Here is a 26,804-nt window from a genome sequence, read left to right as displayed (position 1 = left end):
GCTTGTCATGGTGGCACATTGGGATGGCGCCGAAGGCTAGAGCAGAGCGAGGAACTCGGCTCCGGCGCCGACATCCTACGGCCGGCGGGCGAAGGGAAACTCAGTCTGTGACGAGAGTGGCGGCGGCGGTGCGGATTATTTCGGGGATTTCGACGGGTTTGCGGGTTTCGTTGTCTACATAGACGTGGACGAAGGTGCCGGTGGCGGCTAGGTCGAGGGCGTCACCGGCTTCGCGGAAGATGGCGAGGTCGTAGGTGATACTGGAGCGGCCGAGGCGGGAGATGCGCAAACCCACCTGCAGCTGGTCGGGGAAGCTGAGGGAGCCGTGGTATTGGCAGGACGTCTGGGCGACCACGCCGAGCGCGGGCAGCTCGCGGATATCCGTGCCGGTGGCGTGCATCAGCCAGGCATTGACCGCGGTGTCGAAGTATGAGTAGTACGTCACATTGTTCACGTGGCCGTAGTGGTCGTTATCGGCCCAGCGGGTCGGCATCGGCCAGAGAACTGGATACTGCTGCGTCACCCGGCCGACGATAGCTCAGCCGGGTTGGTGCCCTGTCGATGGTCGCGGGGACTGACGCCGAAGTGGCGTTTGAAGGCCGTGCTCAGTGCGAAGGCGCTGCCGTAGCCGACTTGGCGGGCGATGGACTCGATGGTGGCGTCGGATTCCTGCAGTAGGTCGGCGGCCAGGGCCAGCCGCCATTCGGTGAGGAATGCCATGGGTGGTTCGCCGACCAGATCGGTGAACCGGCGGGCCAGCGCGGCGCGCGATACCCCGACCGTCTCCGCGAGGCTGGCGACCGTCCAGCCGTGCGCCGGATTGTGCTGCAGCAGACGCAGGGCCTTGCCGACCAGCGGATCGCTGTAGGCGTGGTACCAGGCGGGCGCGTCGTTGCGGGCGAACCAGGCGCGCAGCGCGGCGATCAGCACCATATCGAGCAGCCGGTCCAGCACGACGCCTTGGGCGGGCTCGTCCTTGGTGGCCTCGCCGACCAGGATATCGAGCAGGCGGGTATCGAAATCGCCGCGCGGCAATACGATCACCGGCGGCAGGGCGCGCAGCAGCCGTTGGCTGGCCGCGCCGGCGGACTCATAGGTACCGGTCACCATCAGGGTCGCGCCGTTGGGATCGGTGCCCCATTGGCGTACACCGAGACTCAGTGTCTCACAAAGGATTTCACCGTCGGGCGTCTTGGTGATGTTGCCCGGGTCGATGATGATCTGTGGTTCGGTGGCCGGATCGTCGGCGACGGTATACGGATCGGGACCGCGGAAGATCGCCACATCGCCGGCACTCAATTGGCGCGGTTTGCTGCCCGCCGCGTCGGTCATGATCCAGGCCGTGCCCCGGATCATCGATACCACCGTCAGCGGCGCCTCGTCCTGGATCCGCAGCGACCACGGCGGGTCGAGCAACGAGCACATCACGAACGCACCTCGGGCGCGTGGACCTTCGAGCAGACTGGCGAGCGCATCCACACATCAACAGTAGACGCCGACACATGATCACGAGTCGCTGAACTATGTTTCCTCGCGGCCCGCGCCGATGTACTCGAATCATGACAAACAGCACCTCTCACCGACGTCTTATGCTCGTCACCGGCGGTACGGGCAAGACCGGCAGTCGCGTCGCGACCCGGCTGCGGCAGGCCGGCCATCCGGCCCGGATCGGTTCGCGCAGCGCCGAGATCCCGTTCGATTGGGCCGATCGCAGCACCTGGACACCGGCGCTGTTCGGCGTCGACGCGGTGTACATCGCCTACCAGCCGGATCTCGCGGTACCGGGCGCACCGGAGGTCATCCGGGCCTTCACCAACGCAGCCAAGGCCAACGGTGTGCGCAAGCTCGTGCTGCTGTCCGGCCGTGGCGAACCGGAGGCAGTGGAGTGCGAGCGGATCGTCCAGGGCTCGGGTCTGGACTGGACCATCGTGCGCTGCAGTTTCTTCGCGCAGAACTTCAGCGAGGGCGCATTCCTGGAGTACGTCCTGGCGGGCGAGGTGGCGCTGCCCAACGGTGATGTGCCCGAACCGTTCGTACACGCCGACGATATCGCCGATGTCGCCGTGGCCGCGCTGACCGAGGACGGGCACAGCGGCGAACTCTATGAACTGACCGGCCCACGGTCGCTGACCTTCGCCGCGGCGGTCGGCGAAATCGCCGCGGCGGCCGGACGCGAGATCGCCTTCATCCCGATCTCCCGGACGGATTTCGTTGCGGCACTGACCGAATACCAGGTTCCCGCCGATGTGGTCAGCCTGCTCGACTACCTGTTCGGCACGGTGTTGGACGGCAGGAATTCCAAGACCACGGACGGGGTACAGCGCGCGCTGGGGCGGGCGGCGAAGGATTTCCGCGATTACGCCCATGCGGCGGCGGCCGCCGGAATCTGGAACATCCAGGGTTGGTAGCCCGTTGTAAATGACAAGTAGATCTGTCGCGCGCGGGCGGGATCTCAATGGCGAGATCCACGGAGCCGGATCCCGGACAACGGCGTCTCGGACCGGTCCCGCGTAGCGACGCGCACCGATCGGCGGCCACAGGGCCGATTCAATCGGTACCGTCGAATCGGTGGCCACCACGACGATCGATCCGCGGATTCGGATAGCGCGCGCCGCGGTATTCGTGGTGTTCGCGTTGAACGGATTCCTGCTGGCCATGTGGGTGGTGCACATACCCGCCATCACGGACCGGACCGGCATCGCACATTCCACGCTCGGCATGTTCATCCTGATGCTGGCCGGTGCGGGCATCGTCGGCATGCGCATCGCGGGACCGCTCGCCGACCGGCTCGGCAGCCGGACGGTCGTCGGGGCCGCCGCCACGATCACATCGGTGGCGGTGCTCGGGCCCGGGCTCGCGACTGGGCCGGTCACCCTGGCGATCGCGTTGGCCTGCTTCGGTTTCGGCAGCGGCGCGCTGGACGTTTCGATGAATACCCAAGCGGTGCACGTCGAACGGGCCTATCGCCGACCGATCATGTCGGCATTCCACGCGTTGTTCTCCGGTGGTGGATTCCTCGGCTCGCTGCTCGGTGCGGCCGCCCAGGGCGCGGGCTGGGATGTGCGCCTGACCTTGTCCCTGGCGGCAGTGGCAGGCGTGCTGATCACCGCGGCACTCGTGCCGCGTTTGCTCGGCGATACCGGATCCGAAACGCCCCCCGACACTGCCGAATCAGACTCCGCCGAAGCCGTCCGGCCGACAACCGACACCACTCCGGCCCGAACCGCCGAACAGAACCGCTCACGAAAAGTACTGGCGCTGGCTGCTATTGCCTTCGCACTCCTGCTGACCGAGGGCGTCGCCGCGGACTGGAGCGCCCTGCAGGTCCGCGACCATCTCGATGTCGACGATGCCACCGCCGCACTGGCGTTCGGCGCATTCTCGTTCACCATGACCGCGGGCCGTTTTGCCGCCGACCGCCTCAGCGGCGCTTTCGGTCGCGTCGCCGTGGTCCGCTACGGCACCCTGATCGCCGCGCTGGGACTCGTCCTGATCATGACCTCCGGCTGGGTTCCGCTGACCCTGCTCGGCTGGGCCATGTGCGGCCTCGGCCTCTCCGGCGGCATTCCGCAAATCTTCACCGCCGCAGGCAATCTCGGCTCCGCCACGGCGGCGACCGATATGTCCCGGGTCTTCAGCCTCGGCTACCTCGGCCTGCTCGCCGGCCCCTCCATCATCGGCTGGCTCACCGCACTGGTTCCCCTCACCACCGCCATGGTCGCGCCGCTCATCGCGGTGCTCCTGTGCAGTTGGCAAGCCGGTGCGGTGCGGCCGCAGAGTAAATAGCGTTATGCGACAGACCAGCCCCGGCCCCGCCGTCATCGGTATGTTCGAGAGATGTTCGCCGCCACCAGACTCGAGCGCAAGATCGACCGCCTCGAACGCAAGCTCGACCTGATCCTCGAGCACCTCGGCATCCCGAGCCCGGACGCCTCGCTCGACTATGGCGAGATCGACGAACTCCTGCGGCAGGGCAAAAAGATCCAGGCCATCAAGCTCTACCGCGAACTGCATACCAGTGCGGGACTGAAGGAGGCCAAGGACGCGGTCGAAGCACGCGAGCACGGGGGCTACTGACGACGGTCGTACAAATAGGTAAGCCCGCTTCCGCGAACGGAAGCGGGCTTACCTTGCCCGGTGCGGACCTGAGAGGGTGTTAGCGCCGGGAGCCGAGAGTCTTACCGCACCTTCACATTACAGTGCTTTGAGTTCTTCGGTGACCGCGCCGACGGATTTCTTGGCGTCGCCGAAGAGCATGGAGGTGTGGTCGGCGTAGAACAGTGGGTTGTCGATTCCGGCGAAACCACTGTTCATGGAACGCTTGAGCACGATGACGGACTTGGCCTGGTCGACGTTGAGCACCGGCATGCCGTAGATCGGGCTGGTGGAGTCCTCACGGGCGGCCGGGTTGGTGACATCGTTGGCGCCGATCACCAAAGCGACATCGGTGCGGGAGAATTCGCCGTTGATATCGTCCATTTCCTTGAGCGCGTCGTAGGACACCTCGGCCTCGGCCAACAGCACGTTCATGTGGCCGGGCATACGGCCGGCGACAGGGTGAATCGCGTATTTGACCTCGACACCCTTGGCTTCCAACAGCGCTGCCATTTCCTTGACGGCGTGCTGGGCCTGGGCGACGGCCATACCGTAGCCGGGCACCACGATGACCTGATTGGCGTAGGCCATCTGGATCGCGGCATCCGCGGCGGAGGTGGCCTTGGCCTGCTTGGCCTCACCGTCCCCGGCGCTGGGAGCGGTTCCGCCGCCACCGAATCCGCCGGCGACGATGGCGGGGATGGACCGGTTCATGGCCTTGGCCATCAGGTTGGTGAGGATGGTGCCGGACGCGCCGACGATCATGCCCGCCACGATCATGGCGGTGTTGTTCAACGCCAAACCGGCTGCGGCGGCACTCAATCCGGTCAGGGCGTTCAACAATGAGATGACAACGGGCATATCCGCGCCACCGATGGGTAGCACGACCGCCAAACCGAGCACACCGGCCAGGACGAGTACCGCGATCATCCAGATCTGGGGCACACCGTCATTGGTGGCGCCGATACCGATTACCACGGCGGCGGCGATCGCGCCGAGCAGCAGTAGCAGGTTCAACGGCTGCTGCAACTTACCTAGGCCGATGGGACGCCCGGGTAGGATTTCCTGCAGCTTGCCGAACGCGATCAGCGATCCCCAGAACGAGATCGAGCCGATGATCGCCGCGAACAGCGATCCGACCACGATGTGCACGGTCGGTTCCTCATCGAAGTGCGAGAACCCGTCGCTATTGATGAATTCCGACCAGGCGATCAACGCGACGGTGCCACCACCGACACCATTGAACGCCGCCACCAGCTGCGGCATGGCGGTCATCTTGGTGAACTTCGCGGGCGGCACGCCCAACACGACACCCACGACCAGACCGGCGACGATCAGAATCCAGTTCGAGGTGTGACGGATCGAAATCAGTGTCGCGACAACCGCGATGACCATGCCCGCGGCGGCGATCAGGTTGCCGCGCACAGCGGTCTTGGGCCCGGTCAGACCCATCAGACCGTAGATGAACATGCCGAACGCGATGATGTAGAGGCCATTGACCAGATAGGTCACATTATCGAAGGTATGCATCACTTCTCCGCCTTCACCGGCGCTGCGGCCTTCTTACCCTTGAACATGCCCAGCATGCGGTCGGTGACCACGAAACCACCGATGACGTTGAGGGTTCCGAACACGACGGCGACGAACAGGATGATCTGGGTCAGGATCGATGGGTCCTGCACGTTACCCAGGGTGACCAGGGCGCCGAGCACGACGATGCCGTGAATGGCGTTGGTACCCGACATCAGCGGGGTGTGCAGGGTATTGGGGACCTTGGAGATGACGGCGAACCCGACGAACCCGGACAACACCAGGATCGCGATATTCGCAAGAAGTTCGGTGTACATCAGGAATCCACCTCACGAGTGACACAGGAATCGGCGAGCACCTGATCATCGAAGTCCGGGGCCAACTTCCCGTCGACCAACATCAACTCCAGCAGTGCCGCAATATTTTTCGAGTACAACTCCGAGGCATGCTCGGGCATCGTGGCAGGCAGATTCAACGGCGAGGCGATCGTCACCTCATGCTTGACCACCGTCTCACCCGGTTCGGTCAGCTCACAGTTACCGCCGGTCTCCCCCGCCAGATCCACGATCACACTGCCGGGCTTCATACCCTCGACCGCCGCGGCGGTCACCAGCCGCGGTGCGGGCCGACCCGGGACGAGCGCGGTGGTGATCACCACGTCGAAGCCCTTGATCGCATCCTCGAGGGCCTGCTGCTGCTCGGCCTTTTCCGCATCGGTGAGCTCACGGGCATATCCGCCCTCGCCGGCGGCGTCGATCCCCAGATCCAGCCACTGCGCACCGACCGACCGCACTTGATCTGCGACTTCGGGCCGCACGTCGTAACCGGTGGTCCGGCCACCGAGACGCTTGGCCGTGGCCAGTGCCTGCAAACCGGCGACACCGACACCGAGCACCAGCACCGTCGCCGGTTTCACCGTGCCCGCCGCGGTGGTCAACATGGGAAAGAAGCGGGTCGATTCCGAGGCGGCGAGCAGCACGGCTTTATACCCGGAGACATTGGCCTGCGAGGACAACGCATCCATCACCTGCGCCCGCGAAATCCGCGGAATCGCCTCGACGGCAAACGCTTGCACCCCCGCCGATTTCAGCGCCGGAATCTGATTCTCGGCATTGCGCGGGGCGAGGAAGCCGATCAGGGTCTGACCGCTGGCCAGCTTCGCCACCTCGGCGTCACTGGGCGGAGCCACCTTCACGACCACATCGGCCGACCACGGATCGCCGATCGTCGCGCCTGCTTCCACATAAGCTGTGTCCGGAATGAGCGCACCGAGTCCGGCACCCGCTTCGACCACCACGTCCACGCCCTGCTTCAGCAGGCTCGGGATGATCTTCGGCACCAATGCGACACGCCGCTCGCCCGCGTTTGACTCGCGAACGACTCCGACACGCGCTCCGCGTGGCGATTGGTCGCCTACGCTCTGCGTTGTCTCCACTTGTCAGACTTCCTTCTCTGGCTGAGCTTCAAGCAACCGGTCGACGGCGGACAATATTACTCTTGAGTAAGTTCGTCCAAATCCTCGCAACTGTACCCGGCTCACTGACCTTTCGAGCGACCCGCAAGCAGTCGCTAGCGGCGAGCCTAGCTGAGATGGCCGTCACAAGTTGGCGCCGGATTCCGGTGTTATGCCGGATTCACGGCATCGGGGCGAACACGGTGCGCACCTCCGGCGCACACGGTTGATCAGGGCTTATCGGTTTCGATGGTTGTCGTCGCAGGTAACGGCCACAAGACCGGATGTAGAAGTCGATTACCAATCCTCGGGTTCGAATCCAGGTCGACACCGCGCAAGAGGTATGCACAGTGACGTGCATCATGCCCGAAGCTGTCGCCGATAGGTCGTACGCCGTATGGTCGGCGTGTGAACGACTGCGTCTTCTGCCGCATCGCGGCGGGCGAGGCCCCGGCGGCCAAGGTCTACGAGGACGACACACTGTGCGCCTTCCTCGATATCCGCCCCATCGCCCGCGGCCACACCCTGGTCATTCCGAAGCGGCACGCCGCCGAATTGGCGGATCTGGACGCCGAGTTGGGCGCCGACATGTTCCGCGCGGGACACCGGCTCGCCCTGGCGATCCGGCGCAGCGACCTGGCCGCGGACGGCGCGAACCTCGTGCTCAACGATGGCACCGCCGCCTTCCAAACCGTCCCGCACGTCCACCTGCACGTCATCCCGCGCCGACACGGCGACAAACTGAGCTTCGCCGCCGGGCTGCTGCTGCGCCGCCCGCACGATCCGCAATCCACCGCGGCCGCCATCCGAGCCGGAATTTCGGCATTGGAGCACGACGACGAAACGAGCGCCGAGTACGGCGGCGCCGAGGAAGGACTGCAAGGATGACCGACCCGACCGTGGACCGGACCGAGCTGACCGGGCTGCTCTCGCAACAATGGGATGCGATCGCGGCGCTGGTCGCCGATCTCGACGAAGAGCGTTGGCGCACACCGTCGCCGCTGCCGGGCTGGTCGTTGTTCGATGTCCTCGCCCATGTCGTTGGCACCGAATCGTGGCTGCTCGGCGAGATCCCGCCCGCGCACGATCCGATTCGGCCCAAGACCGATGTCAAGGCGCTGCCGCATGTGCGCAACGAAACCGGCGTGCTCAACGAGATCTGGGTCGATCGGCTGCGGCCGCTGTCGGGTAAGCGGCTGCTGGAGCTGTACCGCGAGGTCACCGATCGCAGGCGCGAGGCGCTGGCGAGCTTCGGCGACACCGAATGGCAGGCCGAGACGGTATCGCCGATCGGCAAGGTCAGCTACGGCCGGTTCATGCGGGTGCGATTGTTCGACTGCTGGATGCACGAACTCGATCTCGCCGATGGGCTCGGCGTTTCCGTCGACGAGGGCGGACCGCGCGCCGAGCGGGCCTTCGCCGAACTCGTACCGAGCATCGGCCGGTCGGTGGCCAAGGGCGCGCAGGCGCCGGACGGCTCCCGCATCACCTTCGAGCTGACCGGCCCGCTGACCATGACCCTGCACGTCGCGGTGGACGGCCGGGCCAATATTGTCGACGTCTTGGACGCGCCCGCCACCGTGATGGTCGGCATGAACTCCGGGCTGTTCACCCGGCTGCGCGGCGGGCGCACCACGGCCGATGAGCACGCCGGCGAGTTCACCATCTCCGGCGATACGGAACTCGGCAACCGGTTGGTCCGCAACTTGGCGTTCACCATCTGAGCCGCGGTGCGACTGTTCCTGTCCAGCTACCGATTCGGCGCGCACTACGACCGGCTCGCCGCGCTGGTCGGTGCGCCGGGCCGAGTCGCGGTGATTCCCAACGCTTGTGACGCCTGGCCGGCGGCCTGGTCGGGCGCGGTCAGCAGCGATGTGGTCCCACTGCGCAAGCTCGGCTACGCCCCAGAGGTACTGGATCTGCGCGAATTCGTCGGGCGCGCAACCGCATTGGCGCGCACACTGGCCGACTACCCGCTGGTGTGGGTGCGCGGCGGCAATACCTTCGTGCTGCGCGCCCAATTCGCCCGCAGCGGAGCCGATATCGTCCTGCCCGAACTGCTCGCCGCCGACGCGCTGGTCTACGCCGGATACAGCGCAGGCGCCTGCCTGCTGACACCCGACCTGCGCGGCCTGGAATCCACCGATGATCCCGCCGAGGTCGAACCGACCTGCGGCATCGAACCCCGTTGGGACGGACTGGGTTTGGTGGACCACCGAATCGTGCCACATCTGGACTCCGCGACCGATCCCGACGGTGCGTCCACGCTACTGGCCGCCCGCTATCGGAACGAGGGCATCCCGCACTGGGCACTGACCGACGATGACGTCGTCGTGGTCGACGGCGACCGGACCGAAGTGCTGCGGTAAGCCCGCTAGAACCGCACGTCGGGCGCGAGTTCGGGTTGCGGCCGCACCGGCTCGCGATTGCGGAACACCACCCAGCGCATCGCGGTGTACATGTAGACCGCCTCGCATGCCCCGGCCAGCAACCGGGACAGGTGGTACTCCAGGCCGAGGGCGGCCAGACCGCTACCGACGCCGAGGATGAAGGCGAGGTAGTTGATCACGACCACCACCACGTACACCGCGGCCTGCCTGCCGACGGGGGCGTGCGAGTGGAAGTTGAAGGTGCGGTTGAGCACGAAGCTGAGCCCGAACGCGCAGATATAGGCCACCGTGACCGACAGCCACACCGGTAGTCCGCACCAGCCGTGAAACACGGTGAGCAGCGCCAAGTCGACACCGAAGGTGAATCCGTTGATCAGCGCGAAGCCCAGGAAGGTCGGGGGGACAAGGTGATTCAGCCCGCACGGCAGGCGCGCGACGACGGCCTCGCACCAGCGGGTGAAGCGGTCCGCCACGGAGTCGGTGGTCCTCGCTAGGTCCGGCACGCCGCCAGCATGCCAGCGGCAGGTGTCCGCCAGGTGATCATCGGGCAAACCACATTGTGCTCGCGCGATCAGCTGATCTGGGTGAGCGGTGGGCGACGGTCCAGGGCGGACCAGGCGACCAGGCAGCGGCGGCGGGTGACATCGTCGAGCTCGTCCAGCAGCGCGTCGAGCAGGATGCGGGGGTCGCGGTGCCATTGTTCGGACAGGGTCGCGATGGCGGTCTTGCCGAACATGCCGCAACGGTCCAGCGCCGTGATCCATTCCTGCAGATCGCCCGCGTGGATGCGCCGGAGCGCGTCCGGGTCGATGCCGCCGTCGACGAACTCGTAGGAGAAGACCGCGGCGACCAGTTCACGGTAGTCCGGCGACTCGACCTGCATGAGACCTCCTTAACGGCGTTGCCCGGAATTCTTATCGCCGAACGGACCCGGCACCACTGGATCGCTCCACATCGCGCCGGTCTCCGCGTTGTAGCAACCTCCAGGGAGAACCGGGCCCGCGACTGTTATGGCCGGCCCGGCATGCGGCCCGGCGGACTCGCCCACCTGTCGGCGGCGTATAGCGTGAGTTCTGTGGACCTGCATGACCTGATCTCCCGCTTGCCCGACGGTGCGGTGCTCACCGACGCCGACCTGCTGGCGGGCTACCGGCAGGACTGGGCGCGCGACCCCGACGCGGGCACACCGCTGGCCGTGGTCCGCGCGAACGCCACCGACGATGTCGCGGCCACCCTGCGCTGGGCGCACGAACACCGGGTCGCGGTCGTGCCGCGCGGGGCCGGATCCGGCTTGTCCGGTGGCGCGACGGCCGTCGACGGTGGGATTGTGCTCAGCACCGAGCGGATGCGCGCGATCACCGTCGATCCGGTCACCCGCACCGCGGTGGTCCAACCGGGCCTGCTCAACGCCGAGGTCAAGCGCGCGGTCGCCGAATACGGCCTCTGGTACCCGCCGGACCCGTCGTCGTTCGAGATCTGTTCGATCGGCGGCAACGCGGCCACCAATGCGGGCGGTCTGTGCTGTGTGAAGTACGGCGTCACAACGGACTACGTACTCGGCATGGAGGTGGTACTGGCCGACGGCACGGTGGTGCGGCTCGGCGGACCGCGCCTGAAGGATTCGGCGGGGCTGTCGCTGACCAAGCTGTTCGTCGGCAGCGAGGGCACCCTCGGGGTGATCACCGAACTCACTCTGCGGCTGCTGCCCGCGCAGCCACCGCAGTCCACCGTGGTCGCGACCTTCGCGACGCTGAGCGCCGCCACCGAGGCCATTCTCGGCATCACCGGCACGTTGCGGCCCGCCATGCTCGAATTCATGGACGGGGTGGCGATCAACGCGGTCGAGGATGAGATGCGGATGGGCCTGGATCGCGCGGCGGCGGCGCTGCTGGTCGCCCGCTCGGACGCGCCGGGCGAATTCGCCAGGCACGAAGCCGAAGTCATGGTCGGCATCTGCGAAAAGGCCGGGGCCACCGAGGTTTTCCACACCGAGGATCCCGAGGAGGGCGAGGCCTTCACCGCCGCACGGCGTTTCGCCATTCCCGCGGTGGAGAAGATCGGGCAGCTGCTGCTCGAGGACGTCGGCGTCCCGCTGCCGCGACTCGGCGAGCTGGTCACCGGCATCGCCGCCATCGGCGCGCGCAACGACGTGCTGGTCTCGGTAATCGCGCACGCCGGGGACGGCAATACCCACCCGCTCATCGTGCACGACCCGACCGATGCGGCGATGACCGAGCGCGCGCATCGCGCCTTCGGCGAGATCATGGACCTGGCGATCGAAATGGGCGGCACGATCACCGGCGAACACGGGGTCGGCCGATTGAAGAAGGCGTGGCTGCCCGATCAGCTCGGCCCCGATGTGATGACACTCACTCGGCGCATCAAGGACGCGCTCGACCCGCATGGCATCCTCAACCCAGGCGCGATTCTCTAGACGGAACATTCCCGGCCGCGAAGGAGTTTCACCAGATCATGACCACCAGGCTCGAGCACAATGTCGCCGATACCCGATTCGAGATCTATATCGACGACACCCTCGCCGGGTACGCCGACTACGCCGAACGTGACGATGCTCCTCCTACCCACCCCGTCGGCTCCGCCGACTACCGTCCCCGCAGGGTCCGCGACTTCCACCACACCATGACCTTCCCCGAGTTCCGAGGCCATGGCGTGGCCGCCCAAGTGGTCGCATACGCGCTGAACGATTCCCGCGCCGAGGGCTTCGCCATCATCCCGACCTGCTGGTACGTCGAGAAGTACATCGTCGAACATGGCGAATACGCGGATCTGGTCGCCTAGGTCCGCAGGTAGTCCGCGAGGAAAAGACCGGGTGCACCAACAGTCGGGAAAAGACTTGCCGGAACACCCGGTCGGTATGCCAGATCAGCCCCGCAGCAACGCTCGCGACATCACGACACGCTGGATCTGGTTGGTGCCCTCGTAGATCTGGGTGATCTTGGCGTCGCGCATCATCCGCTCCACCGGGAAGTCGGTGGTGTAGCCGGCACCGCCGAAGAGCTGGACGGCGTTGGTGGTGACCTCCATGGCCACATCCGAGGCGAAGCACTTGGCGGCGGCGGAGATGAACCCGAGGTTCTTCTCGCCGCGCTCGGCGCGCGCGGCCGAGGTGTAGACCATGAGGCGGGCGGCCTCGATCTTCATCGCCATATCGGCCAGCATGAACTGGGTGTTCTGGAAGTCGGCGATCGCGGTGCCGAACTGCTTGCGGTCCTTGGTGTAGGCGATCGTGGCGTCGAGGGCGCCCTGCGCGATGCCGACGGCCTGTGCGCCGATGGTCGGGCGGGTGTGGTCGAGGGTCTGCAGCGCGGTCTTGAAGCCGGTGCCCGGCTCGCCCACGATGCGGTCACCCGGCACTCGACAGTTCTCGAAATACAGTTCGGCGGTGGGCGATCCCTTGATGCCGAGCTTGTGCTCGAGCGGGCCGACCACGAAGCCCTCGTCGTCGGAGTGCACCAGGAACGCCGAGATGCCATTGGCGCCCTTCTCCGCATCGGTCACCGCCATGACGGTGTACCAGGAAGACTTGCCGCCGTTGGTGATCCAGCACTTGGAGCCGTTGATGATCCAGTCGTCGCCGTCCTTCTTGGCGCGGGTGCGCATGCCCGCGGCATCGGAGCCTGCCTCCCGCTCGGACAGCGCGTAGGAGGCCATCGCGCCGTTGACGAGGTCCGGCAGCACCTGCTGCTTGAGCTCCTCGGAACCGTTGAGGATCAGGCCCATGGTGCCGAGCTTGTTGACCGCGGGAATCAGCGAGGACGAACCGCAGACGCGGGCGACCTCTTCGATCACGATGCAGGTAGCGACCGAATCCGCGCCCTGGCCGCCATAGGCCTCGGGCACGTGCACCGCGTTGAAGCCCGAGGCGTTCAGCGCGGTGAGCGCCTCCTGCGGGAAGCGGGCGTTGCCGTCGACGTCCTTGGCGTACGGTGCGATTTCCTTCTCCGCCAGTCCGCGGATGGCCGCACGCAGTTCATCGTGGAAGTCCTCCAACTGGAACAGGTTGAAATTCGGATTTCCCGCCATGGGGGGCACACTCCTGGTCGTCGGTGCTGGGCCAATGCCCGCTGTCGGCACTCAGTGCCATCTTGGATCGAGTATACGCCCCGAATGCAGCGTCAAGTGCGGTTACGCCATGGCACTGAGTGTCAGATTCTGCATATTATGATTCCCGTCACAGACTACCGAGCTGCCGGGTCACAAGATCGGCGACCTGCCGCGCAGGCATATCCCTCGGAAACACCGCGACCACCAATTCCTCGGCCCCCGGCCCACGTCCGACACCGCGGGGAATCGCGGCCAACTCCACCCGCAGATCCGCCGCACCCGCATCCGACTCGCCGCGCACCATCCGCCGCAGCAGGTAGTTGTGCGTCGCCGTCACCGCCGCCGTGAACTGCACCCGCGCCAGATCCGGCACCTCGGGCAACCGCTCGCGCAGAAAGTCGGTGAACAACCGCTCGTAGCGGAACACCGTCACGATCTCCCGCTCACGCAGCGCGGGCACCTTGCGCACCACCCGATATCGCCGCTCGGCGATCTCCCGCCACTGCGTGAACCGCTCGAACACCTGCACCACCGCCGCGCACACCGCCTCCCACGGATCCCCCCGCGCCGCCGCCAAGAACTCCGCCGCCCGCGCCAACTGCGCCTCGTGATCAGCGAAGATGACATCCTCCTTCGACCGGAACTGCCGAAAGAAGGTCCGCCGCGAAATCCCCGCCGCCTCCGCGATCTCATCCACCGTCGTCGCCTCATACCCTTGCTCAGCGAACAACCGGAGTGCTTGATCCACCACCGTCAGCCGAAACCTGGCCGCGTCATCTCCGATCCGTCCCCGAACGGGTTCCTCAGTCGCCACCGCATCACCGTAGCCAGCCCGGCGACCAACCCGCCCGCACATGACCGAAGAGCACTGCATGGTCGCTCGGTGCGGACCGTCGGGTTCAGCCGAGGAGTTTGGTGCGCAGGGCTTCGTCCTTTTCCAGAACCATGGTTTCGAGTCCGGCCTGGAACTGTTCCATTCGGGTGCGCAGGGCTGGGTCGGCGGCGGCGAGGATGCGGACGGCGAGCAGGCCCGCGTTGCGGGCGCCGCCGATCGATACCGTCGCGACCGGGACGCCCGCGGGCATTTGGACGATGGACAGCAGGGAGTCCATACCGTCGAGGTACTTCAGCGGAACCGGGACGCCGATGACCGGGAGCGCGGTGGCGGAGGCGACCATGCCGGGCAGGTGGGCGGCGCCACCCGCGCCCGCGATGATGACCTGCAGGCCGCGGCCCGTGGCGTCGCGGGCGTAGTCGAGCATGCGCTGGGGGGTGCGATGAGCCGAGACGACGCCGACCTCGAAACGAATATCGAACTCCGCCAAGGCGATTGCGGCGGCCTCCATGGTCGGCCAGTCGGAGTCGCTGCCCATGATCAGGCCAACTTGCGCATTACTCACCATGGGGATCCCATCCGTCGGTCCAGATCGCGCGCGACATCCAGTGCGCCGCCCGCTCGGCCTTCTCCCGCACCACGGCGACATCGTCGCCGAGCACGTTGATATGCCCGATCTTGCGGTCCGGGCGTTCGCTCTTGCCGTACATGTGCACCTTCGCCTCGGGCATCCTGGCGAACAGGTGATGCAGCCGCTCATCCATCGACATCGCGGGCGCCTCGGGCGCGCCGAGAATATTCGCCATCACGGTGACCGGGGCCAGCGGGCTGGTGTCGCCGAGCGGGTAGTCGAGCACCGCGCGCAGATGCTGTTCGAACTGGCCGGTGCAGGCGCCGTCCATGCCCCAGTGACCGGAGTTGTGCGGGCGCATGGCCAGTTCGTTGATCAGGATGGCACCGTCGGTGGTCTCGAAGAGCTCGACCGCCATCGCACCGACGACACCGAGTTCCTCGGCCAGATTCAGTGCGAGCGTCTCGGCCTGCGTGGCCGATGCGGCGCTGAGCTCCGGCGCGGGCGCGATCACCACCGCGCATTGGCCGTTGCGCTGCACTGTCTCCACCACCGGCCAGGTCGCGGCCTGACCGAACGGCGAACGCGCCACCATGGCCGACAGTTCGCGCTTCAGGTCCACCTTCGTCTCGGCGAGCAGCCGCACACCGTGCGCGAGCTGGTCGGCCACAATCGTCTCGGCCGCGGCCGCCGACTCCGGCATCCAGACACCGCGCCCGTCGTATCCGCCGCGCACCGCCTTCAGCACGATCCGCCAGTCGTGCTCGGCACCGAACCGCACCGCGTCGGCCACCGAGGCAACCGGTGTGAAGGCGGGCACGGGCAACCCGAGTTCGGACAGCTTGGTCCGCATCGCCAGCTTGTCCTGCGCGAAGACCAGCGCCCGCGGCGGCGGCTGGACGTTCACGCCCTCGGCGACGAGCGCCTCCAGATGTTCGGTCGGCACCTGCTCGTGGTCGAAGGTGAGCGCGTGCGAACCCACGGCGGCCTTGCGCAGCGCGGTCAGATCGGTGTGGCTGCCGAGCACGACCTCCGGACTCACCTGGGCAGCCGGATCATCGGGATTCTCGGCGAGCACCCGCAGCCGCTGGCCCAGCGCGATGGCGGCCTGGTGCGTCATGCGCGCGAGTTGGCCACCACCGATCATGGTGACGGTGGGCATTGCAGAAGGATCGAACGAACGAGAGACGCTCACGTCGTGCAATCTTGTCATGTCCGGTGGCCATGATCGGGACCGGTACACTCGGGCCTTGTGTCTTTCGTCGACGACGTGGTCAACGTCCTCCCCAAGCCCCTGCGGGAGATCGCGTACCACCACCACGAGCTGATCAAATTCGCCATCGTCGGCGCCACCACATTCATCATCGACTCGGGCATCTTCTACATGCTCAAGTGGACCGTGCTGGAGACCAAGCCGGTCACCGCGAAGATCATCTCGGGCGTGATCGCGGTCATCTGTTCCTACATCCTGAACCGCGAGTGGTCGTTCAAGAATCGCGGCGGCCGGGAGAAGCATCACGAAGCGCTGCTGTTCTTCGGAGTCAGCGGCGTCGGCGTGGTGCTGAGCTTCATCCCGCTGTGGGTCTCCAGCTATGTCTTCGATCTGCGCCAACCCGATGTGAGCTTCACCGTCGAGAACATCGCGGACTTCATCAGCGCCTTCATCATCGGCAACCTGCTGCAGATGGCGTTCCGCTTCTGGGCGATGCGCCGCTGGGTGTTCCCCGATGAGATCAGCGAGCTCGTCGAGGAATTCGAGGATCTGCTCGAGGAAGAGCAGCTCGGCCACAGCTAGCGCGGCTCAGGGCCTCAGCTAGCGCGGCTCAGGAACTTGCTGCGCGCCGTTGGGTGTCCGCGAGGACGCACTGGATCCGAGGAACATCGCGAACAGCGCGGGCCTGCGCCGCTGCAACTCCAACCGCCCACCATCGGCCTCGATGAGCGCCCTGGCCAGGGCGAGTCCGACACCGGTCGAACCACCCGCGGAGAAGCCACGGTCGAAGATGTGCGGCGCGAGTTCGTCCCGCACACCGTCGCCCTCATCGGCGATCTCGACCACCACCAACGGCTCGCGCTCGCTGACGGTGCGCACCGTGCGCACCGACACCGTGCAGGTACCGCCGCCGTGCATCAGCGCATTGTCGACCAGCACCGCGGCGGCTTCGCGCAGCCGGGAACCGGTGATGGGAGCGCGCAGTGATTCGTCACCGATCAGCCGCAGCGTCCGGCCCGCCTCGGTGAAGGGATGGGACCACTCCTCGACGACGCCGCGCAATTCGTCCATCACCGGCACCGGATCGCGGTCGGCGGCATCCTCGTCGCGCGAGGCGCGCACCAGATCGTCGATCGCCTCGGTCAGCCGATCGACCTGTGCCATCGCCTCCTCGGCCTCGTGCACGACGGCCGGATCGGAGTGCGCGGACAACTCGTCCAACCGCAACCGCACCGCGGTCAGGCGGCTGCGCAGCTGATGCGAGACGTCCGCGACCAGCGCGTGCTCGCGCTGCAGCCGCCCGGCGATCTCGACGGTCGCCGAGTCGAGCACATCGGAGACCCGATCCAATTCGGAGATCCCGTGCCGGCGCGGATCCGGCCGGAAATCCCCCATCGCCAGCCGGGCGGCGCGGGCCGCCACATCACGCAGCGGATCGGCGACCCGGCGCGCGGCGATCATCGCCACCGATACCGCCGCGCCGAGCGAGGCGAGCACCGCGAACGCCACCACCCCGACGGCCTGGATCTGCATCCGGTGCATCGGGCCCTTCGGCACCTCCAGGCGCAGCGAACCGCTGGTGCCCATCGACAGCGATTCCACCAGTGGGTCATCGACCTGCTCGACACCGATATCGAGCCGCGACGCGTTGTCCTGCGGCGCCGGATAGATGATGGTCAGCTTGCCGTCGTTGGGGATGAGCGGGCGCACCAGTCGGGTATCGAGCTCGCCGAGCACGATGCCGTCAGCGTGCTCCTGGGCGATGATCTCCGTCGCGATCCGCTCCAGGCGGTTCTCCAGGTCGTTGCGCGTGATGTCCTCGACCCACAGCCACGCGGTGTAGATGAGCGGGACGCCGAGCACCGCCGTGGTGATGGTCAGCACGGTGAGGATCGATCGCAGAATTCTGCGCCGCATATCAGTTGTGCCGCAACATCAGTCGGTGTTCAGCCGGAAGCCGACGCCGCGCACCGTGACGATGCGCCGCTCGGCCATCGGGCCCTCGTCGCCGATCTTGCGACGCAGCCAGGACATGTGCATATCCAAGGTCTTCGAGCCGCGTAGTTCGGCGTCACCCCACACCTCGCGCAGGATCGTCTCACGCGGCACCACCTGGCCCGCCCGATCGATCAGCACCTTGAGCAACTCGTATTCCTTGTTGGCCAAACCGACTTCGACGCCGTTGACCAGCACCCGTCGCGCCGCGGGCTCCAGCCGGATGCCGCCGACCTCGACAGCCTCGTCACCGATTCCACTGCGCCGCAACAACGCTCGCACCCGCGCCAGCAGCTCGGCCAGCCGGAACGGTTTGCCGACATAGTCATCCGCGCCCGCGTCCAACCCGACGACGAAATCCACCTCGTCGGTGCGCGCGGTGAGCATCAGCACGGCCAGATCGGCGCCGCGGGCCCGAACCTGGCGGCACACCTCGAGCCCGTCCATGCCCGGCAGACCGAGATCGAGGATGAGCAGGTCGTGATCGCCCTCGAGCGCGCGCTTGAGCACCGCGGGCCCGAAACGTTCGACGGTAACCGAATAGCCCTCGCGCCCCAGCGCACGCGACAGCGGCGCGGCGATGGCCTCATCGTCTTCGGCCAGCAGTACGGCGGTCATACGCCCAGATTACGGACTCGAGCCAGCAACGCCGCGCACTTCATCGGTGGCCTCCCGGTGCCCCGCCGCGACCGCGGTCGTCCCAGTCGTCCCGGGATTCCTCGAATACCTGGTGGTACAGCAGGGCGTGCACCTTCTGTACCTGGGGGATGTCGTCGTATTCGAGCGGTTCGTCCGACGAGGAACCGATGATCAGGGTGCCGGTCCCGAGCATCCGATCGAACAGACCGTGCCGGAACTGCACACTCGAAATCCGGCTCATCGGGATATCGATGCCGGTGTGGGTGACCACGCCCTGCCGGATGAGCACCCGGCGGTCGGTCACGATGAAATGCGTCGACTTCCAACTGATAATCCGTGCGACACAACGCCATCCGAGGATGCCGAGCCAGAGCACGAGCACCACGATCAGCAGCACCGAGCGAGTCGTTCCCTCGGTCTTGCGCCAGATCAGCCCCCCGGCGAATCCTGCGAGCGCGGTGGCGACGATGAGCGTCACGATCGGCCAGAACAGCATTTTCCAATGCGGATGACGATGGAGTATCAACTGCTCGTCCGGGGCGAGCACCTCCTCCGGATAACCCATGCCGGAACCCTACCGCGAGAACACGCCGGAAAGCGGGGACAGCGACACAAGCCGTGCTGCACAATCGTCACCTCGCACCGCCGCGTGCTCGATATACTCTTGAGCACATTCGAGATTTCCCGCAGGATCGCTGCCCAGCCTCAGTCCGGCGGCAGCCGCTCGACCCGGCCGCGAATCGGCTCTGCCCGTTCGATTAGCTCTCGTTTGTTCTGCTCAGCGGTCTGCCTGTGAAAAGACAAGTCCGGCTTGATAAGACGTCGATACGAACTGTGGAGGCGCGTGTGACCAAGCATCTGACACAGCTGGAAATCCTGACCGAACTCGAACCGGTGGCCGAACAGAATCTCAACCGCCATCTGTCCACGGCCAAGGACTGGCACCCGCACGACTACGTCCCGTGGGACGACGGTCGCAATTTCGCCGCGATGGGCGGACAGGACTGGGCGCCGGAGCAGTCCACGTTGAACGAGGTCGCCAAGGCCGCGATGATCACCAACCTGCTCACCGAGGACAACCTGCCCTCCTACCATCGGGAGATCTCGGCGAACTTCTCCTCCGACGGCGCCTGGGGCAGCTGGATCGGCCGCTGGACCGCCGAGGAGAACCGGCACGGCATCGTCATGCGCGACTACCTGGTCGTCACCCGCGGCGTCGATCCGGTCGCGCTGGAACAGGCCCGCATGATCCACATGACCGGCGGCATGCATGCGCCCGACGGCTGGAGTGGTTTCCCGGTGACCGTCGCGTATGTGACCTTCCAGGAACTGGCCACCCGGGTCAGTCACCGCAACACCGGCCGGGTTTGCAACGACGCGGTCGCCGACCGCATGCTGCAGCGCATCGCCGCCGACGAGAACCTGCACATGATCTTCTACCGCAACCTCTGCGGTGCGTACCTGGACCTGGTCCCCGACCAGGCCATAGCGGCGATCACCACGATCGTCACCAACTTCGTCATGCCCGGTTACGGCATGCCGAACTTCCGTCGCAACGGCGTGCTGATGGCCAAGCACGGCATCTACGATCTGCGCCAGCACCTCGAGGAAGTGGTGCAGCCGGTGCTGAAGAAGTGGAACATCTTCGACCGCACCGACTTCGGCCCGCGCGGCGAGCAGGCGCGGCAGGAGCTGGGCGTGTTCCTGGAGAAGCTGGAAAAGGACGTGCTCAAGTTCGAGGAACAGCGCGACCGCATGTTCGCCAGGGAAGCGGCCCGCGGCATCATGCAACCCGTCTGACACCCGAACATCGCTGCCCACCAAGGGAACGGCGGCATGACTTCGCACCCTTGCCGGCCTTCGCACTCGCGGTATGGGGGCCTGCAAGGGGTGCGAAGGCCTGGGTCAGTACTGGGCGCGGAGGTGGGTTACGTCGCCCGCGGAGACCGCGTGCTCGCCGATCAGCAGACGACCGGCGCTATCGACGTCGGTGGCGACACCCTCGATGGTCTGTCCGCCCGGCAGCTCGGCGCGGACCAGCGCGCCGAGGGTGGTGCACCGCTCGCGATAGACGCCGATCAGATCGGTGGTATCCCAATCGGCGTCCCGCCACGCGGTGAAGCGGTGGGCGAATTCGGCCAGCAGCGACCGCACGAGCTCGGTGCGGTCGGTGACCTTCGCACCCGCCAGCGTGAGCGAAGTGGCATGCGGCACCGGCAGTTCCGCCTCGGTGAGACTGACGTTCAGACCGACCCCGACGACAATGGCGGGCGCCCCACCACCGGAGGCGACTTCGGCCAGGATGCCCGCGACTTTGCGGTCACCTATCAGCACATCGTTGGGCCACTTGAGATTCGCGTCCACACCGGCGTTGGCGCGCAGCGCGTCCACCACCGCGACACCGGTGAGCAGCGGCAGCCAGCCGAGCGCGGACGGTTCGATGCCGAGCAGCCGCACCAACAGCGACATCGCTATCTGTGCGCGCGGCGGGCTGATCCAGGTCCGGGTATGCCGACCGCGCCCCTGCTCCTGGGTTTCCGCGAGAAGTACCGCGCGATCGGCATCGGCGTCGGTGGCCCGCGCGATCAGGTCCGCATTCGTGGACCCGGTCGACTCCACCACATCGATGTGGGAGAAGAACGACAGCTCGGGCGACTCGATGAGACTGCGCCGCAACTGCTCTGCATCCAACGGTGGCCTGTGCACACCGGCAGGCTACTCGGTACTCGCCAGCCTGCCGCGGTAGGTCGACGGAGCCGTCGATACCGCGGCAGGTAGCGAAAGCCGGAGCTATCCGACGAGGTAGTACTCCAGGGGTGCCGCCATGCCGGAGCTCTCCTCCGCCGTGGTGGACTCGGTCGTCTCAGTGCTGCGGCACTCCGGCTCGACCACGGTCGGCTCGGTCCGCACCGGCTGCCAGCTGGTCCAGGACGCCGCCGACGCGTGTTCGGCGGTTCTACGACTCCATTCCCACATTTGTTTCCCTCCCCTCAGTGCGCTCGGCGTGCTCAGGACGCGGCTACTCGATTCCGACCCAACATTTCTGGGACCTCCCCTCGGTCGAATTACTGACGCCCCCAGGCTATCTGGGCACACCCACCGCCCACCACTGATTTTCTCGGCGACCAATAGCGCACGGCCCCCACCGCGGTTCGGTAATCGACCAGGAAGTTTGCCGTCATTCGCGGATCGGAACATGATCTAGCTGGGGTTTCTCTACTCACCGGTAAGCGGCACTCGGTTAGAGAGAAGCACTGGCACTGGTTACACTCCGAAGCCATGACGAGTGTCCAGCAGCAGCCCGCATCGGAATCGGCGGGCGCCCCCGATATCCACACCACCGCTGGGAAGCTGGCTGACCTGCGGAATCGGCTGGAAGAAGCGAAGCACCCGATGGGTGAGGCCGCGGTCGACAAGGTGCACGCCAAGGGCAAGATGACCGCCCGCGAGCGCATCCTTGCCCTGCTCGACGAGGGTTCCTTCGTAGAACTCGACGCGCTGGCCCGCCACCGCAGCGTGAACTTCGGCTTGGAGAAGAACCGTCCGCTCGGCGACGGCGTGGTGACCGGCTACGGCACTCTCGACGGCCGCGACGTCTGCATCTTCAGCCAGGACGTCACCGTCTTCGGCGGCAGCCTCGGTGAGGTCTACGGCGAGAAGATCGTCAAGGTGATGGATCTGGCGCTCAAGACCGGCCGCCCGCTGGTCGGCATCAACGAGGGCGCGGGCGCGCGCATCCAGGAGGGCGTCGTCTCGCTCGGCCTCTACGGCGAGATCTTCCACCGCAACATCCAGGCCTCCGGCGTGATCCCGCAGATCTCGCTGATCATGGGCCCGGCGGCCGGTGGCCACGTCTACTCCCCCGCGCTGACCGACTTCGTCGTCATGGTCGACGGCACCAGCCAGATGTTCGTCACCGGCCCGGACGTCATCAAGACGGTCACCGGTGAGGACGTCACCATGGAAGACCTCGGCGGTGCGCACACACATATGACCAAATCCGGTGTGGCGCACTACGTCGCCTCCGGCGAGCAGGACGCGCTGGACTACGTCAAGGATCTGCTGAGCTACCTGCCCAGCAACAACCGCGCCGAGGCGCCGCGCTTCCCGGCCACCGACCCGATCACCGGCGCCATCGAGGACTCGCTCACCGACGAGGACCTCGAGCTGGACACGATCATCCCGGACTCGCCGAACCAGCCCTACGATATGCACGAGGTCATCCGTCGCCTGCTCGACGACGACGAGTTCCTCGAAGTGCAGGCCGAGCGCGCGATGAACATCATCGTCGGCTTCGGTCGCATCGACGGTCGCAGCGTCGGCATCGTGGCCAACCAGCCCACCCAGTTCGCGGGCTGCCTCGATATCGACGCCGCGGAGAAGGCCGCGCGCTTCGTGCGCACCTGCGATGCCTTCAATATCCCGATCATCACCTTGGTCGACGTGCCCGGCTTCCTGCCCGGCACCGGCCAGGAGTACAACGGCATCATCCGGCGCGGCGCGAAGCTGCTCTACGCCTACGGTGAGGCCACTGTGGGCAAAATCACGATCATCACCCGCAAGGCCTACGGCGGCGCCTACGACGTCATGGGTTCCAAGCACATGGGCGCCGATGTGAACCTGGCGTGGCCGAGCGCTCAGATCGCGGTCATGGGCGCCTCGGGCGCGGTCGGTTTCGTCTACCGCAAGCAGCTGCAGGACGCCGCCAAGAATGGCGACGACGTCGATACGCTGCGCCTCGAGCTGCAGAATGAGTACGAGGACACCCTCGTGAACCCCTATGTCGCCGCCGAGCGCGGCTACGTGGACGCGGTCATTCCGCCCTCGCACACGCGCGGCCAGATCGTCTCGGCGCTGCGCCTGCTCGAGCGCAAGATGGTGACCCTGCCGCCGAAGAAGCACGGCAACATTCCGCTGTGATCGAGCGATAACCTCGATGGGTCGCGCACACTGATTGCAGAGAAGCAATGAGTGAATTCGAGGATGATCGCTTGATCCATATGACATCGGGTTCGTAGGCTCGATCAATATAGAGAGAGGATCTGGCACTGTGACGACCGTGGCAGAAGAAGATGTGTTGACCGCCGTCGAACTGGATCTCACAGTCGACCCGATCGCGGCCGTGGTCGAGGCGGCCACGCCAGCGGCGACCCCCGATCCCGAGGCGATCGAGCATCCGTTCATTCGAGTCATCAAGGGAGCGCCCTCCGACGAGGATGTCGCGGCGCTCGTATTAGTGCTGTCGGCGGCCGCGAACGGCGCCGCGGGCAGCGGTCCGGCCGGTCCGGCCGACGGCTGGGGTCGACCGACCCTGATGCATCGCGGCACCTCCCCGTTCTCCCCGTACGCCTTCCCGCAACTGTCACACCTGCGCGACTGAAAAGGATGACGAGACTGGTTCTCGCCTCCGCGTCGCCGGCCCGCCGCGAGGTGCTTCGCTCGGCGGGCATCGATCCCGTCGTCCGAGTCTCCGACGTCGACGAGGACGCCGTCGCCGCGGCACTGCCGCCCGGTACGGCGCCCGAGATCGTCGTGGTCGAACTGGCGCGGGCCAAGGCCCGATCGGTGGCCGCCACCATTCCCGACTTCGCCACGGATTGCGTTGTCGTCGGCTGCGATTCGATGCTGCTGGTGGACGGCCAGTTGCAGGGCAAACCGCATACGCCCGAGGTGGCGCGGGCCCGCTGGGCCGAGATGGCCGGGCGCAGTGCCGATCTCATCACCGGTCATTGCGTGCTGCGCCTGCGAGACGGTGCGATCACCACCGAATCGGTCGACTGCAGTTCCACCACAGTGCATTTCGCCAAACCCGAACCCGAGGAGCTGGACGCCTACATCGCGACCGGTGAACCCTTGCAGGTGGCGGGCGCGTTCACCCTCGACGGCATGGGCGGCTGGTTCGTCGATCGCATCGATGGCGATCCGTCCAGCGTTATCGGGATCGGGCTACCACTGCTGCGCCGACTGCTTGGTGACGTTGGGGTCGGCATTGCGCAGTTGTGGAGCCATTCGGCCCGCTGACGGCGGCGCGATCCTCTGCTCTGCTCCGGCTTCGGCGCCGATCGGCACCGGTGTCGCCTCGCGGCCGTGCTCCGGCTCCCGCCGCACGTCTTGGTCCCGTCGTGCCTCTTGGTCCCGTCGTCCAGCCATGAGCTCCAACCGGACCACGCAGAGTTCCGGCTCGACGAAAGGGTGCAGCCGGACATTCACTTCACCGCGCACACCATTGCGGTCCAGGACCTCTTTGATCAGACCGAGATGCACGCCGCACACCACCTCGGAGTGGGTGCGCGCGAGTTCGCGCAGCGGGCAGGCGGTCATCCGGATCAGCACCTGCTCGTCGGTTTCGGTGGCCGGATCGCGTTCCGGCGCGAAACCGAGCTCCGAGAGCAGCGTTATGGTGACGTCCTTGGCGTCCTCCAGCGATTCGACCGCGTGATCGCCCGCGTCGAGCTTGGCGCCCCACGCCCGCCCGGCCTCGATGGCCGCCTCGGAGCGACGCCGTGGATCGGGGCCGAGCTGGTCGGCCAATACCTGGGCCAACTCCTGATAACCGACCGATCGCTGGACCGCGCTATAGCCGATGCGCGGGCGGCCACGGCCGCGCGGTGGCTGCTGGAATTGCCGCACCAGCGATTCCCTGGTGAGTACATCCAGATGGAACCGAACAGTGGTGACGTGCTGTCCGGTGATTCTGGCCAGTTCTTGCGCATCGAGAGGTTCGCTAGCGCCACGTAGGATCGCGAGCAGTCGACGCCTCGGCCAAGAATCGGACATAGCTCACCCCTCCTCCCGGGAGACTTTATCGGATGAGGGTGCGATTTATTCGCCCATTCAGCCGATTTGTGATCTGAAACGAGTTTCCCTATCGCCTCACACTTACCATCGCTGCGAGACCCGAACCGCTGTAACCACCGTCTACCTCGTGTGAAGGACCCATATCGTGCCCGCTGCTCCGGACTCTCATCCTGCTTTCGGTCCCTTCGCACATCCTCACCGACTAGTAACCACAGAGTGGCTGTCGGCAAACATAGGCACGCCGGGACTCAAGATCGTCGAGTCCAACGAGGACATACTGCTCTATGACATCGGACACGTTCCCGGCGCCACCAAGATCGATTGGCGGGGCGACCTGAATGATCCGGTTACGCGTGACTATATCGATGGTGCCCGGTTCACCGAGTTGATGCGCGACAAGGGAATCGAGCGCGAGGATACCGTGGTGATCTACGGTGATCGCGGCAACGCGCAGGCCGCGCATACTTTCTGGGTCTTCACCCTGTTCGGGCACCCGGATGTGCGGCTGCTCGACGGCGGCCGGGACGCGTGGATCTCCGAGGCACGCGACACCACCTTCGACCTGCCCTACCGCATCCGCAGCGAGTATCCACTGGTCCATCGCGACGACAGCACCGTGCGCGCGTTCCGCGAGGACGTGCACGCGCACCTGGGCAAACCGCTGATCGACGTGCGCTCACCCGAGGAGTACTCCGGCGAGCTGATCCAACCGCCGATCAATCCCGAGAGCGCGGCACTGCGCGGCGGGCACATTCCGACCGCGGTGAACATTCCGTGGACCGAAGCCTTCAACACCGACGGCCGCTTCCGGTCCCGCGCGAAATTGGACGAGACCTACGGCGAATTGGCGGCCGAAGAAGACGTGGTCGTCTACAGCCGCGTCGGCGAGCGCTCCAGTCACACCTGGTTCGTGCTGACCTATCTGCTCGGCTTCGAAACGGTGCGCAATTACGACGGCTCCTGGACCGAATGGGGTAACTCGGTGCGCATGCCGATTGCCAAGGGGTATGAACCCGGTGACGCACCGACCGGTTCAGTCCGCAAGGCCCGTACCAGGTAACCCTGATCTGCGTCAGGCACAAGCGGGGGCTTGATGTGATCCGCGACCTACTGTTGAGTAGGGCTATCCGAGTTCAGCCTCTGTTGGCAGACTGCCTACACTCCCCCAGACGGAAGTTTGTCGACCACGGGGCGACCAAAAAGATTGCTAACAGGAGGCT

31 protein-coding genes are annotated in these 26,804 nt (G+C 66.1%); 14 read left to right on the top strand and 17 right to left on the bottom strand.

Going from position 1 to position 26,804, the window contains the following annotated elements:
* Positions 1–100: 100 nt before the first annotated feature.
* Positions 101–493, bottom strand: coding sequence for an acyl-CoA thioesterase (locus tag OG874_RS41515; protein WP_330257638.1), 393 nt, complete (start codon positions 491–493; stop codon positions 101–103).
* Between the two features lie 26 nt (positions 494–519).
* A complete protein-coding gene (locus OG874_RS41510; protein ID WP_330252486.1) occupies positions 520–1,479 on the bottom strand; it encodes an AraC family transcriptional regulator in 960 nt (319 codons plus the stop codon).
* A gap of 80 nt (positions 1,480–1,559) precedes the next feature.
* Between OG874_RS41510 and OG874_RS41505 the strand changes: the two genes are divergently transcribed.
* The 3 genes from OG874_RS41505 (at position 1,560) to OG874_RS41495 (ending at position 4,077) form a co-directional block, all read left to right on the top strand.
* The gene (locus tag OG874_RS41505; RefSeq protein WP_330252485.1) at positions 1,560–2,408 is read left to right on the top strand and encodes an SDR family oxidoreductase; all 849 of its coding nucleotides are present in this window, start codon (positions 1,560–1,562) and stop codon (positions 2,406–2,408) included.
* A 160-nt stretch (positions 2,409–2,568) separates the two neighbouring features.
* On the top strand, positions 2,569–3,786 hold the full coding sequence (locus OG874_RS41500) for an MFS transporter (RefSeq protein WP_330252484.1): 1,218 nt from the start codon (positions 2,569–2,571) through the stop codon (positions 3,784–3,786).
* A 51-nt stretch (positions 3,787–3,837) separates the two neighbouring features.
* Positions 3,838–4,077: a ribosomal protein L7/L12 gene (locus OG874_RS41495; RefSeq protein WP_330252483.1), complete on the top strand. Its 240-nt coding sequence runs from the start codon at positions 3,838–3,840 to the stop codon at positions 4,075–4,077.
* Positions 4,078–4,194: 117 nt separating this feature from the next.
* Here OG874_RS41495 and OG874_RS41490 read toward each other — a convergent pair whose 3' ends face one another.
* Genes OG874_RS41490 through OG874_RS41480 form a run of 3 tightly spaced genes read right to left on the bottom strand, consistent with a single transcriptional unit; the run spans position 4,195 to position 7,060 of the window.
* A complete protein-coding gene (locus tag OG874_RS41490; RefSeq protein ID WP_330257637.1) occupies positions 4,195–5,607 on the bottom strand; it encodes an NAD(P)(+) transhydrogenase (Re/Si-specific) subunit beta in 1,413 nt (470 codons plus the stop codon).
* Positions 5,608–5,624: 17 nt separating this feature from the next.
* Positions 5,625–5,942 carry an NAD(P) transhydrogenase subunit alpha gene (locus OG874_RS41485; protein WP_330252482.1) on the bottom strand — a complete coding sequence of 106 codons (318 nt, stop codon included), beginning with the start codon at positions 5,940–5,942 and terminating at the stop codon, positions 5,625–5,627.
* Positions 5,942–7,060 (bottom strand): Re/Si-specific NAD(P)(+) transhydrogenase subunit alpha, encoded by a 1,119-nt coding sequence (locus OG874_RS41480; protein ID WP_330252481.1) that lies wholly within the window; start codon positions 7,058–7,060, stop codon positions 5,942–5,944. Before OG874_RS41480 ends, OG874_RS41485 begins: the two co-directional genes overlap by 1 nt.
* 426 nt (positions 7,061–7,486) lie before the next feature.
* On the opposite strand from OG874_RS41480, the gene OG874_RS41475 reads away from it, so the two are divergent.
* The 3 genes from OG874_RS41475 to OG874_RS41465 are packed head-to-tail and all read left to right on the top strand — an operon-like array spanning position 7,487 to position 9,447.
* Positions 7,487–7,966: an HIT family protein gene (locus OG874_RS41475; RefSeq protein WP_330252480.1), complete on the top strand. Its 480-nt coding sequence runs from the start codon at positions 7,487–7,489 to the stop codon at positions 7,964–7,966.
* On the top strand, positions 7,963–8,802 hold the full coding sequence (locus tag OG874_RS41470) for a maleylpyruvate isomerase family mycothiol-dependent enzyme (protein WP_330252479.1): 840 nt from the start codon (positions 7,963–7,965) through the stop codon (positions 8,800–8,802). The genes OG874_RS41475 and OG874_RS41470 overlap by 4 nt, the downstream gene beginning before the upstream one ends.
* Before the next feature lie 6 nt (positions 8,803–8,808).
* Positions 8,809–9,447: a Type 1 glutamine amidotransferase-like domain-containing protein gene (locus OG874_RS41465; protein WP_330252478.1), complete on the top strand. Its 639-nt coding sequence runs from the start codon at positions 8,809–8,811 to the stop codon at positions 9,445–9,447.
* 5 nt (positions 9,448–9,452) lie between these two features.
* On the opposite strand, the gene OG874_RS41460 is transcribed toward OG874_RS41465, so the two are convergent.
* Both OG874_RS41460 and OG874_RS41455 read right to left on the bottom strand, forming a co-directional pair.
* Positions 9,453–9,971 (bottom strand): GtrA family protein, encoded by a 519-nt coding sequence (locus tag OG874_RS41460; protein ID WP_330252477.1) that lies wholly within the window; start codon positions 9,969–9,971, stop codon positions 9,453–9,455.
* A 68-nt stretch (positions 9,972–10,039) separates the two neighbouring features.
* Positions 10,040–10,351 (bottom strand): hypothetical protein, encoded by a 312-nt coding sequence (locus OG874_RS41455; protein ID WP_330252476.1) that lies wholly within the window; start codon positions 10,349–10,351, stop codon positions 10,040–10,042.
* A 141-nt stretch (positions 10,352–10,492) separates the two neighbouring features.
* Here OG874_RS41455 and OG874_RS41450 point away from each other — a divergent pair, with 141 nt between their 5' ends.
* Both OG874_RS41450 and OG874_RS41445 read left to right on the top strand, forming a co-directional pair.
* Positions 10,493–11,902 (top strand): FAD-binding oxidoreductase, encoded by a 1,410-nt coding sequence (locus OG874_RS41450; protein WP_330252475.1) that lies wholly within the window; start codon positions 10,493–10,495, stop codon positions 11,900–11,902.
* 38 nt (positions 11,903–11,940) lie between these two features.
* Positions 11,941–12,267 (top strand): GNAT family N-acetyltransferase, encoded by a 327-nt coding sequence (locus OG874_RS41445; protein WP_330252474.1) that lies wholly within the window; start codon positions 11,941–11,943, stop codon positions 12,265–12,267.
* An 84-nt stretch (positions 12,268–12,351) separates the two neighbouring features.
* Here the strand turns inward: OG874_RS41445 and OG874_RS41440 are convergent, their stop codons facing one another.
* The 4 genes from OG874_RS41440 to OG874_RS41425 all read right to left on the bottom strand — a co-directional run bounded on the left by OG874_RS41440 (position 12,352) and on the right by OG874_RS41425 (position 16,152).
* Positions 12,352–13,512, bottom strand: a complete 1,161-nt coding sequence (locus OG874_RS41440) for an acyl-CoA dehydrogenase (protein ID WP_330252473.1) — start codon at positions 13,510–13,512, stop codon at positions 12,352–12,354.
* A 148-nt stretch (positions 13,513–13,660) separates the two neighbouring features.
* Positions 13,661–14,347 carry a TetR family transcriptional regulator gene (locus OG874_RS41435; RefSeq protein ID WP_330252472.1) on the bottom strand — a complete coding sequence of 229 codons (687 nt, stop codon included), beginning with the start codon at positions 14,345–14,347 and terminating at the stop codon, positions 13,661–13,663.
* An 85-nt stretch (positions 14,348–14,432) separates the two neighbouring features.
* Positions 14,433–14,936 carry a 5-(carboxyamino)imidazole ribonucleotide mutase gene (gene purE, locus OG874_RS41430; protein WP_330252471.1) on the bottom strand — a complete coding sequence of 168 codons (504 nt, stop codon included), beginning with the start codon at positions 14,934–14,936 and terminating at the stop codon, positions 14,433–14,435.
* Positions 14,926–16,152, bottom strand: a complete 1,227-nt coding sequence (locus OG874_RS41425) for a 5-(carboxyamino)imidazole ribonucleotide synthase (RefSeq protein WP_330252470.1) — start codon at positions 16,150–16,152, stop codon at positions 14,926–14,928. Before OG874_RS41425 ends, purE begins: the two co-directional genes overlap by 11 nt.
* Positions 16,153–16,191: 39 nt before the next feature.
* Here OG874_RS41425 and OG874_RS41420 point away from each other — a divergent pair, with 39 nt between their 5' ends.
* Positions 16,192–16,734, top strand: a complete 543-nt coding sequence (locus tag OG874_RS41420; protein WP_330252469.1) for a GtrA family protein — start codon at positions 16,192–16,194, stop codon at positions 16,732–16,734.
* A gap of 18 nt (positions 16,735–16,752) precedes the next feature.
* Here OG874_RS41420 and OG874_RS41415 read toward each other — a convergent pair whose 3' ends face one another.
* Genes OG874_RS41415 through OG874_RS41405 form a run of 3 tightly spaced genes read right to left on the bottom strand, consistent with a single transcriptional unit; the run spans position 16,753 to position 19,351 of the window.
* On the bottom strand, positions 16,753–18,069 hold the full coding sequence (locus OG874_RS41415) for a sensor histidine kinase (RefSeq protein ID WP_330252468.1): 1,317 nt from the start codon (positions 18,067–18,069) through the stop codon (positions 16,753–16,755).
* 18 nt (positions 18,070–18,087) lie between these two features.
* Positions 18,088–18,765 carry a response regulator transcription factor gene (locus OG874_RS41410; protein ID WP_330252467.1) on the bottom strand — a complete coding sequence of 226 codons (678 nt, stop codon included), beginning with the start codon at positions 18,763–18,765 and terminating at the stop codon, positions 18,088–18,090.
* Positions 18,766–18,805: 40 nt separating this feature from the next.
* Positions 18,806–19,351, bottom strand: a complete 546-nt coding sequence (locus tag OG874_RS41405) for a PH domain-containing protein (RefSeq protein ID WP_330252466.1) — start codon at positions 19,349–19,351, stop codon at positions 18,806–18,808.
* Positions 19,352–19,632: 281 nt separating this feature from the next.
* On the opposite strand from OG874_RS41405, the gene OG874_RS41400 reads away from it, so the two are divergent.
* The gene (locus OG874_RS41400) at positions 19,633–20,586 is read left to right on the top strand and encodes an acyl-ACP desaturase (RefSeq protein WP_330252465.1); all 954 of its coding nucleotides are present in this window, start codon (positions 19,633–19,635) and stop codon (positions 20,584–20,586) included.
* Positions 20,587–20,691: 105 nt separating this feature from the next.
* Here the strand turns inward: OG874_RS41400 and OG874_RS41395 are convergent, their stop codons facing one another.
* Positions 20,692–21,492, bottom strand: coding sequence for a biotin--[acetyl-CoA-carboxylase] ligase (locus OG874_RS41395; protein WP_330252464.1), 801 nt, complete (start codon positions 21,490–21,492; stop codon positions 20,692–20,694).
* Positions 21,493–21,576: 84 nt separating this feature from the next.
* The gene (locus OG874_RS41390; RefSeq protein WP_330252463.1) at positions 21,577–21,762 is read right to left on the bottom strand and encodes a hypothetical protein; all 186 of its coding nucleotides are present in this window, start codon (positions 21,760–21,762) and stop codon (positions 21,577–21,579) included.
* A gap of 303 nt (positions 21,763–22,065) precedes the next feature.
* Here OG874_RS41390 and OG874_RS41385 point away from each other — a divergent pair, with 303 nt between their 5' ends.
* The 3 genes from OG874_RS41385 to OG874_RS41375 all read left to right on the top strand — a co-directional run bounded on the left by OG874_RS41385 (position 22,066) and on the right by OG874_RS41375 (position 24,807).
* Positions 22,066–23,706: an acyl-CoA carboxylase subunit beta gene (locus OG874_RS41385; protein ID WP_330252462.1), complete on the top strand. Its 1,641-nt coding sequence runs from the start codon at positions 22,066–22,068 to the stop codon at positions 23,704–23,706.
* A gap of 130 nt (positions 23,707–23,836) precedes the next feature.
* Positions 23,837–24,166: an acyl-CoA carboxylase subunit epsilon gene (locus OG874_RS41380; protein ID WP_330252461.1), complete on the top strand. Its 330-nt coding sequence runs from the start codon at positions 23,837–23,839 to the stop codon at positions 24,164–24,166.
* Between the two features lie 5 nt (positions 24,167–24,171).
* Positions 24,172–24,807, top strand: a complete 636-nt coding sequence (locus OG874_RS41375) for a Maf family protein (protein ID WP_330252460.1) — start codon at positions 24,172–24,174, stop codon at positions 24,805–24,807.
* Here the strand turns inward: OG874_RS41375 and OG874_RS41370 are convergent.
* Entirely contained in the window at positions 24,733–25,563 is an 831-nt protein-coding gene (locus OG874_RS41370) for a helix-turn-helix transcriptional regulator (protein WP_330252459.1), read from the bottom strand. The two genes, OG874_RS41375 and OG874_RS41370, sit on opposite strands and share 75 nt — an antisense overlap.
* A 166-nt stretch (positions 25,564–25,729) precedes the next feature.
* On the opposite strand from OG874_RS41370, the gene OG874_RS41365 reads away from it, so the two are divergent.
* Positions 25,730–26,644: a sulfurtransferase gene (locus OG874_RS41365; RefSeq protein ID WP_330252458.1), complete on the top strand. Its 915-nt coding sequence runs from the start codon at positions 25,730–25,732 to the stop codon at positions 26,642–26,644.
* Positions 26,645–26,804 lie beyond the last annotated feature (160 nt).

Source organism: Nocardia sp. NBC_00565, assembly GCF_036345915.1.
GTDB lineage: Bacteria > Actinomycetota > Actinomycetes > Mycobacteriales > Mycobacteriaceae > Nocardia.
Note: the sequence above shows the minus strand (reverse complement) of the source record. Positions and strands in the feature narration are given on the sequence as shown.

Coding starts and splice junctions, on each gene's coding strand:
- OG874_RS41385 (WP_330252462.1), top strand. CDS start 22,066: ATGACGAGTGTCCAGCAGCAGCCCGCATCGGAATCGGCGGGCGCCCCC.
- OG874_RS41410 (WP_330252467.1), bottom strand. CDS start 18,765: ATGACCGCCGTACTGCTGGCCGAAGACGATGAGGCCATCGCCGCGCCG.
- OG874_RS41450 (WP_330252475.1), top strand. CDS start 10,493: ATGCGGCCCGGCGGACTCGCCCACCTGTCGGCGGCGTATAGCGTGAGT.
- OG874_RS41370 (WP_330252459.1), bottom strand. CDS start 25,563: ATGTCCGATTCTTGGCCGAGGCGTCGACTGCTCGCGATCCTACGTGGC.
- OG874_RS41495 (WP_330252483.1), top strand. CDS start 3,838: ATGTTCGCCGCCACCAGACTCGAGCGCAAGATCGACCGCCTCGAACGC.
- OG874_RS41455 (WP_330252476.1), bottom strand. CDS start 10,351: ATGCAGGTCGAGTCGCCGGACTACCGTGAACTGGTCGCCGCGGTCTTC.
- OG874_RS41445 (WP_330252474.1), top strand. CDS start 11,941: ATGACCACCAGGCTCGAGCACAATGTCGCCGATACCCGATTCGAGATC.
- OG874_RS41515 (WP_330257638.1), bottom strand. CDS start 493: ATGCCGACCCGCTGGGCCGATAACGACCACTACGGCCACGTGAACAAT.
- OG874_RS41470 (WP_330252479.1), top strand. CDS start 7,963: ATGACCGACCCGACCGTGGACCGGACCGAGCTGACCGGGCTGCTCTCG.
- OG874_RS41375 (WP_330252460.1), top strand. CDS start 24,172: ATGACGAGACTGGTTCTCGCCTCCGCGTCGCCGGCCCGCCGCGAGGTG.
- OG874_RS41440 (WP_330252473.1), bottom strand. CDS start 13,512: ATGGCGGGAAATCCGAATTTCAACCTGTTCCAGTTGGAGGACTTCCAC.
- OG874_RS41485 (WP_330252482.1), bottom strand. CDS start 5,942: ATGTACACCGAACTTCTTGCGAATATCGCGATCCTGGTGTTGTCCGGG.
- OG874_RS41390 (WP_330252463.1), bottom strand. CDS start 21,762: ATGTGGGAATGGAGTCGTAGAACCGCCGAACACGCGTCGGCGGCGTCC.
- OG874_RS41425 (WP_330252470.1), bottom strand. CDS start 16,152: ATGACAAGATTGCACGACGTGAGCGTCTCTCGTTCGTTCGATCCTTCT.
- OG874_RS41405 (WP_330252466.1), bottom strand. CDS start 19,351: ATGGGTTATCCGGAGGAGGTGCTCGCCCCGGACGAGCAGTTGATACTC.
- OG874_RS41505 (WP_330252485.1), top strand. CDS start 1,560: ATGACAAACAGCACCTCTCACCGACGTCTTATGCTCGTCACCGGCGGT.
- OG874_RS41415 (WP_330252468.1), bottom strand. CDS start 18,069: ATGCGGCGCAGAATTCTGCGATCGATCCTCACCGTGCTGACCATCACC.
- purE (WP_330252471.1), bottom strand. CDS start 14,936: ATGGTGAGTAATGCGCAAGTTGGCCTGATCATGGGCAGCGACTCCGAC.